The following is a 13,057-nucleotide window of genomic DNA, read 5'->3' as shown; positions in this document are numbered from 1 at the left end:
GATGAAATGGCGATTAACAGGCAGATACATGGTCTCTGTCATTATCGTGACCATTATCACGGTCTTTATTAACTTATTTGGATTCATGATATGGCTTGTACTACAAGCAAGCAGTCAGCAAAACGAAGGAAATACGCCGGAAACCTTCACAAGAACATTTGAACAATACATCACCTTGTCTGATCAAAATATCACTGTGAGTAAAGAAGGACAGCAAGCCTTAAAACAACAAAATGCGTGGATTCAAATATTAGACGATAATGGACAAGACGTCTATCATGCATTAGCACCTAAAGGCTTAAAGAGCAAATACACACCTATAGAAATTGTAAACTTACATAAATATAAAGATAAGCAATTGATGTCGACGATCTATGCTGGGGGGAAAAATGGAAAGGGTAAGGAATACAGCTACTTCATCGGATTTAAGGACCCTTCCATCGGAAAATATTTATTTTCTTTTGATACGAAAGAATTAATATCGCAATTCAATATCGGGACGATGATTTTATTATCGATTGATGCCATCATTGCCTTATTCATTGGATACTTATTCAGCCGGCAACTCATCAAACCGCTCGGCCGTGCCATTTACGGCATCCAGCGGCTCGCAAACGGAGATTATACGACGAATCTGCCAACTAAGGGAATATATAAAGATGTGTTTTATAATGTCAATCACTTATCCGAGCAGCTCGCTTCAAGTCAAAAAGAAAAAGACAAATTAGAGCAAATGCGGGAAGAGTGGATCAGTCATATTTCTCATGATATTAAAACACCATTATCCTCTATTCAAGGCTATGCAGAAATCATGAAAGATCCAAATTATTCTCTTTCAGAACAAGATATCAGACATTACGCTGACATCATTGAGAATAAATCATTGTACATCAAAGATGTGATGGAGGATCTAAATTTAACAACAAGGCTGAAAAATAACGACGTGATGCTGCATAAAGAGCTTGTGAACATTGTGCCATTGCTGCGTGAAACGTTAATTGATATCCTCAACGATTCGAGATATGCAGATCAGACCATTGAGCTGCAAACGAATGTAGACAAGCTTATGCTGAATATTGATACGATCCTCATACGAAGAGCGGTCACCAATCTCATCTTAAATGCCCTTGTTCACAATGATGCTGATGTGAAAATCATTGTACAGCTTGAACAAAAAGAACATACCCACATCACCATTCAAGACAACGGCAAAGGAATTGAAGAGGCAGAACTAGAAAAAGTGTTTGACCGCTACTATAGAGGGACGAATACAGGAGGGACACATGCAGGCTCAGGTCTTGGAATGGCGATTGCAAAAGATATCATCCAAAAACACGGGGGAGATATTACAATACAAAGTATGATAGGAGAAGGAACAACGATTGATATCCAATTACCCGCTTAAACGGACATACAAAAAAAACGGTTCTGCTCAATCACAGAACCGTTTTTCCATCTATTATTCTGAAAACACTTTAATGCCTTTCACAATGTTCCAAATGAAGAAGTAGATCGCCACAAGGAATGTCACAGCATACGTTGCAATTAAGAACGGACCAGCATGACTGATATCGTTCATGCCAAGTAAACCTGAACCGGCAATACCAAGACCGAAAATCAAATAAGGAATAATATGTGTCCATAGTGATTTTTTCGCATGGTATTTCACTTCGTCTTTTCCTAAGAAATAAACGATAATCGGAAATAGAAACGGTGCAAAAAAGATACTGAAGTAACATAATGAAGACAAAATTTTATTTTCTCTCAAAGCTTTTCACCTCTATGATTGATTTAGAAGAGGGGACCATTTGACTCATCCCTCAATTCCTTACAAACTCATTGTACAACCTCAACCTTAACTCGTATTAATCCGAACCTTACAGCAACCTTAAATTTGTTAAACTGTAGAATGATCAATGCAAGGTAAAATCATTATAGGTATTTCAATCTATTTTTTCTGAAAAAATAGTTGACTTTAGTCATTCCCTCTGTATAAAATAAAGTCGTAACCGATGCAGGAGTGTTACTGATATGATCAGGCACCACCAAGTCAGGTAAACAGATTGTACATTTGTACGTTGTTTGCTGAGATTTTGGTGTTTTTTTATGCTTTTTTTAGCATTTTAGGTAAGGTGGGATGAGGATGTTCACCGTCGTTAAAGTTTTAAATAATAATATTGTATTAGCTCTAACAGAGGCTCAAAATGAAGTCGTTGTGTTTGGAACAGGAATAGGTTTTAAAAAGAAGAAAGGTGATACCCTTGATGAGAGCGCTGTCAGTAAGACATTTTATTCTGATCAGACGTCTCCATTAGAATCTCAACTTGCCGCTATCCCAACTGATATCCTTTTATTAACTGAAAAAATCATTCGCGTAGGCGAAGAGATGTTGAATAAGAAGTTAGGTTCCAGCGTGCTCTTTTCGCTATCCGATCATCTCACTTTCGCTATTCAAAGACACGAAGAAAAAATGGCGTATGAAAACCCCATTGTGTGGGAAATTCCACATCTCTATTTTCAAGAATATCAAGTCGGGAAAAAAGCACTGACAATTATTCAAAAGATGATGGGCATTTCTTTTGAAGATACTGAAGCTTCACTCATTGCCCTGCATTTTGTAAACGCTCAAATAGATGGTCAGTCTATGGGAGACACCATTAAGATGACTCACCTTACGAAAGAAATCGTCAAAATTATTCAAAATATTTTCGAGATGATATTGGATAAATCATCCATGCATTATTCGAGGTTTATTACCCACTTGAGATATTTTATTGTCAGGCAGGAAACCAATCAACCACCGCAGCAGATGGATGACTCGTTAAAAGAATTAATACAGGATCGTTATATGAAGAGTTATGCCTGCGGATTGATCATCAAAGAAATGTTAAAACGAGAATTCAATTGGAATGTGACAGAAGACGAACTTGTTTTTTTAGTCATCCATATTGAGAGAATCACAAAGGAACACCAAAAAAATAAATAATTTCATTTAGGCGTGTTATGAAAAAGCATTAACCTAAACAAATCTCCATGAGAAAGAATGATCTTTTCTATGGTGGATTTTGTTTAGGTTTTTTTTGTGAAAATGAAGGGGTGAAGGCATGAAAAACAAAGAATTGGCTGGAAAAATTGTGAAATTAATTGGCGGAACCGAAAATATATCTCAAAGTTGGCATTGTATCACACGGCTAAGATTTAATCTCAACGATGAAAGACAGGTAAAAGTAGATGAGCTGAAAACATTAGATGGTGTTTTAGGTGCTCAATTCCAAAGTGGACAGTTCCAAGTCATTATTGGAGCAAAGGTAGCAGAGGTTTATGAGGAAATCGATCATCTGGCAGGTCATAGCAGCAATAATTCGGCTCCTGTTAAAAACACGTCAAAGTTGAATCCAATTGAAGTCGTATTCGATGTGATCAGCGGGATTTTCACACCTATTTTGCCAGCGATTGTTGGTAGTGGATTGATCAAAGGGATCATGGCACTGTTCGTTAGCTTAGGCTGGCTGGCGGAGACAAGCTCTACCTATCAAGTACTTCAAATTTTTTCAAATGCTGTCTTTTACTTTTTACCTTTCCTCATTGCTTATTCGGCAGCGAAGAAATTTAAAACGCGAGAATCTCTCGCACTCGCATTAGCAGGAATTTTACTATATCCAACGATGCTCGAAGGTGCAGCAAAAGGAGCAGACCCGTTAAGTTTTTTAGGATTAAGTATTCCACTAAATAATTACACATCTTCTGTATTACCTATTATTTTAGGTGTGCTATTACTAAGTTTTGTCGATAAGTGGATAACAAAAGTGATCCCAAAATCCTTAAGTATCGTATTTACACCGGTACTGAGCCTGATGATCACAGCTCCTCTTACACTGGCTTTTATCGCTCCTATTGGGAACGTTTCTGGGCAATATTTAGAAATCTTTTTCACTTCTTTGTTCAATTTCGCTGGTCCGATTGCCGGTTTATTAATGGGAGGCTTGATGCCACTCATTGTGTTAACTGGAATGCATTACGCATTCTTCCCAAGCACGTTAGCCAGCTTTGAAAAAGTGGGTTACGATATCATGCTGCTTCCGATGAATTTCATTGCGAATATGGCACAAGCAGGCGCTGTGTTAGGTGTCATCATCCGCACCAAGCGGGTAGAAACAAGGTCATTAGCGCTTTCAACATTGCTTCCTAGTTTCTTCGGGATCACAGAACCAGCCATTTATGGAGTCACACTTAGACTAAAAAAACCTTTTTATGCTTCATTAATTGGCGGCGCAGTCGGTGGATGTTTTTACGGTTTATTTTCAGTTAAAACGACAGCCTTTTCGATCCCAGGCATTACTTCACTGCCAACTTACATTATGAAAGGGACAAATAATTTTCAGCTGGCTCTGATTGGAATCGCCCTTAGCTTCATCGTGTCACTTCTCATCACCATTCTCCTTGGATTTCAGGAGTCTGTCACGGCCGCTAACGAGCAAACAGCAGAAAAGCCAAATCACACTGAGAGTACAGAGAATCAACAAATATCTAAGCAAACAACCCCTTATGAAGTTCAAGCACCTATGAGTGGAAAGATCATTCCTTTATCTGAAGTGAATGATTCCGTGTTCTCAAGTGAAATGATGGGGAAGGGAGTCGCAATTTTGCCTGATAAGGGGGTGGTACAAGCACCGTTCTCAGGAAAAGTAGTGACTGTTACACCTACTAAACATGCCATCGGACTCGTTTCAGATGATGGGATTGAATTATTGATCCACGTGGGGATTGATACCGTCAGCCTAAATGGCCAATTCTTTGATGTACTCGTAAAAGAGGGCGATGAAATGAAGATGGGGGATCATTTATTATCGTTTGATATAGAAGGGATTCAATCAAACCATTTAGATGTAGTGACACCTATTATCGTCACAAATTCAACGCAATACCTTGATGTGATTCATACAGGTGACGCTCATGTCACCGCAGGTCAAAATAAGCTCTTAATGCTTATTCACTAATATAAAGAGAAGGGATGATTGAAATGAAGAATGTAAAAAAAGGATTTTCAGATGATTTTTTATGGGGTGGCGCAACTGCTGCCAATCAAATAGAAGGCGCATACTTAGAAGGTGGCAAGGGCCTGTCGACGTCAGACTTTGCTGCATATAAAGATCCTTATGAAAAAGGAAAAGTGAACAACTTTACTTTCGATGTGAGTTCAGCTGAATTAACAAGATACAAGGAACAACCCGATGAATTTGATTTCCCGAAAAGACGCGGAATCGATTTTTACCATCGATATGAAGAGGATATTGCACTATTTGCAGAGATGGGCTTTAAAGTGTTTCGCTTGTCTATTTCATGGGCAAGAATCTTTCCAACTGGTTTAGAAGACAAGCCGAACGAAGAAGGATTGGCTTTTTACGATAACGTATTTGATGAGTGTGCGAAATATGGAATTGAACCGCTAGTCACGATGTCTCATTACGAAATGCCGATTACTTTAACAGAGAAATATAATGGCTGGATGAGTAGAGAGCTTGTCCCGTTGTTTGAAAAATATGCCCGTGCCATTTTAGAAAGATATAAAAATAAAGTGAAGTATTGGATTACATTCAATGAAATGAATATGAACCTCAACAGCCTTTACACCGGTGCTGGAATTTTAGAGGACCTAGTAGACCATAAATTACAGGCTGCGTATCAAGCATCACATCACCAATTTATCGCCAGCGCTCTCACAGTGAAGGCTGCAAAAGAAATCATTCCACATGCACAAATTGGCTGTATGATTAACCAAATTGAAGCCTATGCAAAAACAACGAAGCCAGAGGACCAGCTGCAATCGGTAAAATCGAACCAATTGAATATGTTCTATCCGGATGTTCAAGCTAGAGGTGAATATCCAACATACATGGTGAAATATTTTGCTGATAACGACATAAAGCTGGATATCGAAAAGCAGGATGAGCAAATTTTGAAAGAGGGCATTGTTGATTTTGTGGCGATCAGCTACTATATGTCGCACGTAGCAGAAGCGCGAGAAGATGCAGCTGAGCTAGCGGGTACATTTGATAGTCCAATCAAAAATGAGCATTTGGAGTTATCACAATGGGATTGGCCAATTGATCCTATGGGTCTGCGCATTTCATTAATTAAACTGTATGACAGATACCAAAAACCTTTATTTGTTTGTGAAAACGGACTTGGCGCAAGAGATACATTGACACCAGACGGAGAAATTCACGACGATTATCGAATTGATTATTTAAAACAACATATTGAACAGATGAAAGAAGCAGTCAAAGAAGGTGTCGACTTAATGGGGTATACACCATGGGGTTGTATTGACTTAATTAGCTGCGGAACATCTCAAATGAGTAAGCGCTATGGTTTGATCTATGTAGATCAAGACGACAGAGGGAATGGTTCATTAAATCGTTACAAAAAAGATTCCTTCTACTGGTACAAAAAAGTGATTGAAACAAATGGGGAAGATTTATCATAATCCAGATGGAATAATGATGACACCATTGCATCCGCCTTAATTGGCCGGGTGCGATGGTGTTTTATTTGTTTACCGAAAAGTAACCTTAATGATGTCATAGCAAGCACTAGAGATCTCTTCGCTACAATCATTTGATAATAAAAGTTAGCCGAAAAATGTTTCACCTTGACCTTGAAGTGTAGTTCAACCTTTATAATGTACATATAGTAAAACAAAATAATAAAAAAGGAGTAACGATGGAGTTGATGACTAGAGGAGAACTTGCCAAAAAAACAGGAGTGAGTCCTGCCGCAATTCGTTACTATGAAGAGCACAACATATTGCCTGTTCCAAGACGACGTTCAAACGGTTACAGATTCTATACAGACGACTATGTTGTGAAAATTCAATTGATCAAAGATGCGAAAACGCTCGGTTATTCATTAAAGGAAATAGCTGAAATTATGGACATGCTAAGTCAAGACATAGACCTTGATACCCTAAGACAAATTGTCCATCTTAAACATGAAGAAATTGAAAAGAAAATTAAAAGCCTTCGTCTCATTCAAGACCTTTTATCTAACTTATTAAAAACCCCTGAAAAAAAAGTACAAGTCTACCTGGAATCATTTCGTGTTCCGAAGCAGGATGATCAATAAACCTATTGAGTGAAGGAGAGAAAAAAATGAGTGTAGAAATGTATCATGGTGAACGGTCTAAAGAAAGTATTCAATTTGAAACATTATTCGCTTCGCAAAGTAATAAAGAGAGTTTTTCTAGTATCGAACAGACAAAAAAATTTCTTGAGCAAAAAGGAATTGAAAATACGCAGCCTTATGCCATTGGGGATGATGTGAAGTTAATCAGTGAGGTACAAGAGCAGACATTCGAAGGCATCCAAGTTTTCACATTGAATGAACAAGCATCACAAAATCAAAAAGTCATTCTCTATCTACATGGTGGCGCGTGGACAAATCAGCCTTTGAATGTCCATTGGTGGTTCATGGATAAAATGGCGCAATCACTAGGTGCGAAAGTAGTCGCTCCTATTTACCCAAAAGTACCTCATTATAGCAATCAGGATACGTATCCGAAAATGCTTAACCTATATAAAGACCTTCTGAAAACTGCCGGAAGTGCCAATCAATTGACGATCATGGGAGATTCAGCTGGAGGAAACATCTCACTTGGTCTTGCGCACCTTTTAAAGAAAGAGGATCTGCCGCAGCCGAAGGATATCGTGTTACTATCTGCGTGTGTGGATATGAGCATGAGCAACCCTCTCATATTTGAATATGCAAAAAAGGATCCGATTCTAGGTCATCAAGGAATGGAAGTCATCACAAAAATGTGGGCAGCTGATCAAAGTCTCACAGATCCATTGATTAGTCCCATTTACGGTGACTTTAAAGGGCTCGGGAAGATCACTCATTTTATCGGAACACATGATATGTTATATCCAGATGCCATAAAGCTAGATGAAAAACTATCAGAACAAGGAATGGACATCAAAACCTTTGTTTATCCTGAAATGCTGCATGTGTTTGTTGTCATGCCAATTCCAGAAGCGGCAGATGCTCTGAAGAAAATCATTCAAGTGATCAATCGTTAGGGATTCAGTTCACACCTAGAAAGGGTACATGTTCTGATGTAAATAGGCGAAAAGGCTGCTTATTTGAAAGCAGCCTTTTTCAATTGAATATGAAATACATTCAAAATGGCAATGCACTACAGATTAAACGGTCTTTTGGCTGGTTTGTAAAGGAGAGTGAAGTTCAGTTCATCACCTCATGTTTGGTATAATACATACGAGCAGTGAGGCGAAAGGGGAACGCAATGAAAACGATTGATCTATCACAAGAAGATATCGAATTAATAGACGAAGCAAAAAAGAAGATTATCAGTCTTTATGAAGATGACAAGCATCATGTAGGGGCAGCGATCCGCATGAAAACAGGAGAAATCATATCAGCTGTCCATATAGAAGCCTATATCGGACGGGTAACTGTTTGTGCAGAAGCCATTGCGATTGGTAGCGCTTTATCGAATGGATACAAAGATTTTGATACAATTGTTGCAGTGAGACACCCTTATTCAGATGAAGAAGATAGAAGAATTAGGGTAGTCAGCCCTTGCGGCATCTGCCGAGAGCTCATTTCAGACTTTGGGCCAACATGTTTTGTCATTCTTGATATGGATGGGAAGCTGGTCAAGGTGAAAATCGAAGAACTCATTCCGCTCAAATATACTCGAAGCTGATGCACCACATAAAGATAAAATAGGAAAAGGGATGTAGCAAACGTTACATGTGATCCTTGCTACATCCAAGATGACTGAAAAAGCGTTCAACAAAAGCGGCCCCATGTATGTTCTCCATATATTTCGTGTTAAAAATATACTGTTCCATTTGTTCAAGCTTCCGCAGACTCCGCACTAGTATTTTCCGATCATGGTCAGACAGAGTAGGATCATCATCTATCTTCTCTAAGGCCTTTTTCACTCGTGCAGATACATGTTCAACATATAAATGGTGTTTGGATGCTGGCGGAATACATGCCGCTAGGTCACAGCCTATAAAACGAACACCATCAAGGGTGCAGTTTTCAAAATTGGCGATCAGCTTTTGTTTGCCATTTCCCTCAAACGTTATATCTATTAGCTTACCAGCAAAGGTACAATTGACGATGTTCGCTGCCTGTAAAACACGGTCATTGAATCTACAATTAGAGAAAGTACAATCAATAAACGTAGCATTCTCCAATGTCATTCCCCTCATATCGCAAGAAGAAAATTCGCAATTGGTGAAGACAGCTTCGTTTTTGCCAATGCCCACAGAGCGCAAGTCTGAACGACTAAAAGTACAATGATCAATCGTACTACCGGCAAAAAATCTCGCATTCGTCAGATCACACGTATCAAATACAAGATGATCCAAGTGACAGCTCCAAAAAATAGGAGAACGAACATTTGAGTTGATGATCGTCGTTCTGCTGATTGTTTCGTTTTCATACCTGGCAACATCAGAAAATGTTTCGTTATCTACTGATATACCAGACTCAAGTCTTCTCATCGCTATCACCCCATCATTTCTTCAGAATTTTTCACAATCATGATGTCCATTCAGCCAGTTCATTTTCTCTTAGCGCTTGTCTTTGACTCAAGATTATATCACAAAACGATATGCGTTTAATGGACCTTTTGTGATATGAGGAATGTCAGAATTCATATTAAAGATTTTCGCATTGATGTCTATTATGCCAAAGCTAGTGATTCGTTTAGCGTGCATATCGTGATATGTTTCAGCGGTTTCTTTTGTTTTGAATAAGTAGATTCCCTATCGGGGTCAGCTTGTATACATTCTTTGACTGAACACTAAGGTAAATCACAAAAACCTAAACAAAATCCACCGTCATAAACAATGGGTATTTGTTTAGGTTTTTTAGCGATTGAATCGTTTTCGAAGAACTAGGCATGAGACAGCGAATACTGCGAAAGCGCCCGCTGATCCAGCAGCAAACACCAGCTCAAATTGTTCTGGTTTCGGTTTGAATAACAAAGGGACTGAAAGAATGAGCGCAGCACCACTAAAGCTCAATCCTAATATCAACATGGCCAATAATTTATTCATAGAAACACCTCTTACACTTAGAGTGAGAACAATGGAGACCTACTGATCTAAGTATCATTGTTATGATTCGACAACCTTTAACCGTCCTTAATGGAGTGTATCATATGATGGTAGGAGATTGTTTTTTTTCATGAAAACACAATCGTACAACAAACAATTTTAAACGAACACTGTTCTTTACGAACGTTGTTCGTTATAATATAAATGAAATGAAATTTAAAACGCTTTCCACAAAGGGATGAGGAGATGCAGAAGATGACGTCATTATCTAAGAATCAAAAGCAAATCGCTATCATTGGAGGAGGACCTGGGGGACTAACACTTGCCTTAATTTTGCAAAATTACGGTATACAAACAACCATTTATGAACGGGAGATGCATGACAAGAGCCTTGAACGAGGGGGCTCACTAGATATTCACGAAGAAACAGGTCAAAAAGCCTTAAAAGAAGCAGGAGTTTATGAGAAATTTCAAAGGAATGCCCGCTATGAAGGGGAAGATTTCCGATTACTTGATAAATCAGGAAGAATTTATTTAGATGAAGAAACGGAATCAGATCAAAAAGGTACTCGCCCGGAAATTGATCGTGGTGTGTTATGTGAACTACTATTAGAACAAATTGATTCTGAAACCATCAAATATGGATATAAACTAGAAAGATGCGTTTCATTAGAAAGTGGTATGACCGAGCTTCATTTTGAAAACGGAGTTGTCGAAACAGTTGACCTTTTGATTGGGGCTGATGGTGCTTTTTCTCGTGTGCGTCCTCTGTTAACAGATATTGAGATTGAATACTCTGGGCTCACGATGCTAGAACTGAATGTCATAAGCGTAGAGGAGAACCACCCTGATTTAGCTGAATTTAATAAACGAGGTAAGATGTTTGCTTTGGCAGACCACAAAGGACTGATTGGGCAGTTAAACGGAGATGGCCGAATCAAAGTGTACGCAAGCTTCATGGTAGAACGCAATTGGATCGAGACTTGTGGCATACCGTTTCATCAAGCGAAAGAAGCAAAAGAACAATTATTAGCGTTATTTAGTGATTGGGATGATCAGCTGAAAAACTATATTCGTTATGCAGAAGATGCCATCATTCCAAGGCGGATCTATACGCTTCCTACCAGTTTTAAATGGAATCGTCATAAAGGAGTAACGCTTATCGGTGATGCAGCTCACGTCATGTCACCATTCGCAGGCGAGGGTGTGAACATGGCGATGTTTGATGCAAGGGAGCTAGCACTTGCTATTGTCCGACATCCTCATCATATTGAAAAGGCGATTGAAGAATACGAAGACATGATGTATGAATATTCATCGGAAAAAGCGCATGAATCGGAGAATAGTTTAAAACTGTGTTTTTCAAAAGACGCTGCGGTCAAGCTTGCAGATATGATGAATTCTTTTCAAAAGGATGATGATTGATGCTCAATTTACTATTTTACTTTGACATGTTATAAAGAGAGTATGAACAATTCAAATCGTCGTATGATCAGTCGCCGGTCTCGGCCGGCTAAAGAACCCTTAAGCCGTGAGCTTATTGTGAAAACGGCCTATGAGCTTCTTAAGGAGCAAGGAATAGAGGGCATGAGTATGCGTAAGGTGGCTAAAGCATTGGATACGGGACCTGCATCCTTGTATGTCTACGTGAACAATGTTCAAGAACTCAGTGCTTACGTATTGGATTATGGTCTCGGACAAATGGTTTATCCAGATTCAAAGGATAGCACATGGAAAGAACAGTTATTCGACATATTGCATACTTATTTCCTACTGCTATTCGAAAAACCGGGTCTCGCTGAAATTTCTCTTTCCACCATTCCACAAGGAACGAACTTTCTTCAGTTGACCGAACGTATTCTCGCTGCATTGCATGAAGGCGGGATCAAATCTACATCTGCAGCATGGGGAGTAGACCTATTGCTGTTATACGTATCTTCTGTAGCTTACGAAAAGGTCTCTTGGAAGAAACAAGGCTCTTCACAGATTTCAGACACAAAAAAAGCATTTCTTCAAGCAAACAAAACGCAGTTTCCTTTCATTCATCGTGTAAAAGAAGAAATGTTTGCAGGTGATACCGTATCAATGGAACGGTTCCGATGGGGAATTGACGTCATTTTGTATGGAATCCAGCAGGAAGACAATTAGAAAGGAGCATAAGCAAAAAGCAGTCAATGGCTGCTTTTTTTATATGGTGATTTTCATATTTGTGACCTTGTAAGCATTACAATATATAAATAAATCTATATATTGTTTTTATATATAAAAAATTATATAATCTAGTGGAATAAAAAAATGAGGTGCTTAGGCATGGAACATATTAAAAAGTTATTAGAGAGTTATATTCCTTTAGCAAAATCTACTGCAAAAATGTTTGGACCAAATTGTGAAGTGGTGATTCATGATTTAACGAATCCTCAAGCATCTGTCATGTTTACAGTAAATAACCATGTGACAGGAAGAGAAATCGGCCAATCATTTGATCATCTAGTCAAGACTGTATTACAATCAGAAGATTTTAAAGAAGATTATCTGGCTGGTTATACATTTGTAACAGAAGATAAGCGTACGATTCGTTCTTCGACTTCATTAATACGTGATTCAAAGCAAAAAGTGATCGGTGCTTTCTGTATCAATTTTGATGTTGAAGCACTGAATCAAATGCAGCAATTTATGGATACTTTTCTTACTACACAGGTGGAAGCTCAAGAGAAAGAAACAACATCAAATGATGATCTTGAAAATGTGGAAGAAATAGTAGATCAATTGATTCAACAAATCATTCAAAACAGTGTTCACCCAGTCATGAAACGTCATGAAAAAATTGAACTAATCAAATTTATGGATGAAAAGGGCATTTTTTTAATGAAAGGATCTGTTGAGAAGGTCGCATCTATGTTAGGTATTTCCAAAGTAACCGTCTATAGCTATTTGGATGAAATCAAAAATAAATCGAGGTAAGG

At 38.4% G+C, this 13,057-nt stretch carries 14 protein-coding genes; 10 read left to right on the top strand and 4 right to left on the bottom strand.

The window, feature by feature from the left end; genetic code table 11:
* Position 1 precedes the first annotated feature (1 nt).
* Positions 2-1,405: a HAMP domain-containing sensor histidine kinase gene (locus tag NSQ52_RS09175; RefSeq protein WP_144680424.1), complete on the top strand. Its 1,404-nt coding sequence runs from the start codon at positions 2-4 to the stop codon at positions 1,403-1,405.
* A gap of 54 nt (positions 1,406-1,459) precedes the next feature.
* On the opposite strand, the gene NSQ52_RS09170 is transcribed toward NSQ52_RS09175, so the two are convergent.
* A complete protein-coding gene (locus tag NSQ52_RS09170) occupies positions 1,460-1,768 on the bottom strand; it encodes a DUF4870 domain-containing protein (RefSeq protein WP_007499277.1) in 309 nt (102 codons plus the stop codon).
* Positions 1,769-2,143: 375 nt separating this feature from the next.
* On the opposite strand from NSQ52_RS09170, the gene NSQ52_RS09165 reads away from it, so the two are divergent.
* From NSQ52_RS09165 to NSQ52_RS09140, 6 genes are all read left to right on the top strand, one after another.
* A complete protein-coding gene (locus NSQ52_RS09165) occupies positions 2,144-2,986 on the top strand; it encodes a PRD domain-containing protein (protein ID WP_342474080.1) in 843 nt (280 codons plus the stop codon).
* Positions 2,987-3,104: 118 nt separating this feature from the next.
* A complete protein-coding gene (locus NSQ52_RS09160; RefSeq protein WP_342474079.1) occupies positions 3,105-4,997 on the top strand; it encodes a beta-glucoside-specific PTS transporter subunit IIABC in 1,893 nt (630 codons plus the stop codon).
* 14 nt (positions 4,998-5,011) lie between these two features.
* Positions 5,012-6,487, top strand: a complete 1,476-nt coding sequence (locus tag NSQ52_RS09155) for a family 1 glycosylhydrolase (RefSeq protein ID WP_342474078.1) — start codon at positions 5,012-5,014, stop codon at positions 6,485-6,487.
* A 236-nt stretch (positions 6,488-6,723) separates the two neighbouring features.
* A complete protein-coding gene (locus NSQ52_RS09150) occupies positions 6,724-7,125 on the top strand; it encodes a MerR family transcriptional regulator (protein ID WP_060832372.1) in 402 nt (133 codons plus the stop codon).
* A gap of 26 nt (positions 7,126-7,151) precedes the next feature.
* Positions 7,152-8,078 (top strand): alpha/beta hydrolase, encoded by a 927-nt coding sequence (locus tag NSQ52_RS09145; protein ID WP_096881477.1) that lies wholly within the window; start codon positions 7,152-7,154, stop codon positions 8,076-8,078.
* 224 nt (positions 8,079-8,302) lie between these two features.
* The gene (locus tag NSQ52_RS09140) at positions 8,303-8,725 is read left to right on the top strand and encodes a cytidine deaminase (protein ID WP_096881476.1); all 423 of its coding nucleotides are present in this window, start codon (positions 8,303-8,305) and stop codon (positions 8,723-8,725) included.
* Positions 8,726-8,768: 43 nt separating this feature from the next.
* Here NSQ52_RS09140 and NSQ52_RS09135 read toward each other — a convergent pair whose 3' ends face one another.
* From NSQ52_RS09135 to NSQ52_RS09125, 3 genes are all read right to left on the bottom strand, one after another.
* The gene (locus NSQ52_RS09135) at positions 8,769-9,536 is read right to left on the bottom strand and encodes a pentapeptide repeat-containing protein (RefSeq protein WP_342474077.1); all 768 of its coding nucleotides are present in this window, start codon (positions 9,534-9,536) and stop codon (positions 8,769-8,771) included.
* A 93-nt stretch (positions 9,537-9,629) separates the two neighbouring features.
* Entirely contained in the window at positions 9,630-9,797 is a 168-nt protein-coding gene (locus NSQ52_RS09130) for a YdhR family protein (RefSeq protein ID WP_139241398.1), read from the bottom strand.
* A 108-nt stretch (positions 9,798-9,905) separates the two neighbouring features.
* Complete coding sequence (locus tag NSQ52_RS09125) at positions 9,906-10,094, bottom strand: hypothetical protein (RefSeq protein ID WP_024719068.1); 189 nt, start codon at positions 10,092-10,094, stop codon at positions 9,906-9,908.
* 255 nt (positions 10,095-10,349) lie between these two features.
* Here NSQ52_RS09125 and NSQ52_RS09120 point away from each other — a divergent pair, with 255 nt between their 5' ends.
* The 3 genes from NSQ52_RS09120 to NSQ52_RS09110 all read left to right on the top strand — a co-directional run bounded on the left by NSQ52_RS09120 (position 10,350) and on the right by NSQ52_RS09110 (position 13,055).
* Positions 10,350-11,519 (top strand): NAD(P)/FAD-dependent oxidoreductase, encoded by a 1,170-nt coding sequence (locus tag NSQ52_RS09120; RefSeq protein ID WP_342474076.1) that lies wholly within the window; start codon positions 10,350-10,352, stop codon positions 11,517-11,519.
* A 63-nt stretch (positions 11,520-11,582) separates the two neighbouring features.
* Entirely contained in the window at positions 11,583-12,242 is a 660-nt protein-coding gene (locus NSQ52_RS09115) for a TetR/AcrR family transcriptional regulator (RefSeq protein ID WP_039167775.1), read from the top strand.
* Between the two features lie 162 nt (positions 12,243-12,404).
* On the top strand, positions 12,405-13,055 hold the full coding sequence (locus NSQ52_RS09110) for a PAS domain-containing protein (protein WP_046343659.1): 651 nt from the start codon (positions 12,405-12,407) through the stop codon (positions 13,053-13,055).
* The last annotated feature ends 2 nt before the right edge of the window (positions 13,056-13,057 follow it).

Origin of the sequence: Bacillus sp. FSL W8-1141, from assembly GCF_038593205.1 — a bacterium.
Taxonomy (GTDB): Bacteria; Bacillota; Bacilli; order Bacillales; family Bacillaceae; genus Bacillus; species Bacillus altitudinis.
This window is presented reverse-complemented; position numbering and strand designations above follow the sequence as displayed.

Excerpts from the sequence above, each read along its gene's own strand:
- NSQ52_RS09175 (WP_144680424.1), top strand. The coding sequence starts at position 2 with ATGAAATGGCGATTAACAGGCAGATACATGGTCTCTGTCATTATCGTG.
- NSQ52_RS09165 (WP_342474080.1), top strand. The coding sequence starts at position 2,144 with ATGTTCACCGTCGTTAAAGTTTTAAATAATAATATTGTATTAGCTCTA.
- NSQ52_RS09160 (WP_342474079.1), top strand. The coding sequence starts at position 3,105 with ATGAAAAACAAAGAATTGGCTGGAAAAATTGTGAAATTAATTGGCGGA.
- NSQ52_RS09155 (WP_342474078.1), top strand. The coding sequence starts at position 5,012 with ATGATTGAAATGAAGAATGTAAAAAAAGGATTTTCAGATGATTTTTTA.
- NSQ52_RS09150 (WP_060832372.1), top strand. The coding sequence starts at position 6,724 with ATGGAGTTGATGACTAGAGGAGAACTTGCCAAAAAAACAGGAGTGAGT.
- NSQ52_RS09145 (WP_096881477.1), top strand. The coding sequence starts at position 7,152 with ATGAGTGTAGAAATGTATCATGGTGAACGGTCTAAAGAAAGTATTCAA.
- NSQ52_RS09140 (WP_096881476.1), top strand. The coding sequence starts at position 8,303 with ATGAAAACGATTGATCTATCACAAGAAGATATCGAATTAATAGACGAA.
- NSQ52_RS09135 (WP_342474077.1), bottom strand. The coding sequence starts at position 9,536 with ATGAGAAGACTTGAGTCTGGTATATCAGTAGATAACGAAACATTTTCT.
- NSQ52_RS09125 (WP_024719068.1), bottom strand. The coding sequence starts at position 10,094 with ATGAATAAATTATTGGCCATGTTGATATTAGGATTGAGCTTTAGTGGT.
- NSQ52_RS09120 (WP_342474076.1), top strand. The coding sequence starts at position 10,350 with ATGACGTCATTATCTAAGAATCAAAAGCAAATCGCTATCATTGGAGGA.
- NSQ52_RS09115 (WP_039167775.1), top strand. The coding sequence starts at position 11,583 with ATGATCAGTCGCCGGTCTCGGCCGGCTAAAGAACCCTTAAGCCGTGAG.
- NSQ52_RS09110 (WP_046343659.1), top strand. The coding sequence starts at position 12,405 with ATGGAACATATTAAAAAGTTATTAGAGAGTTATATTCCTTTAGCAAAA.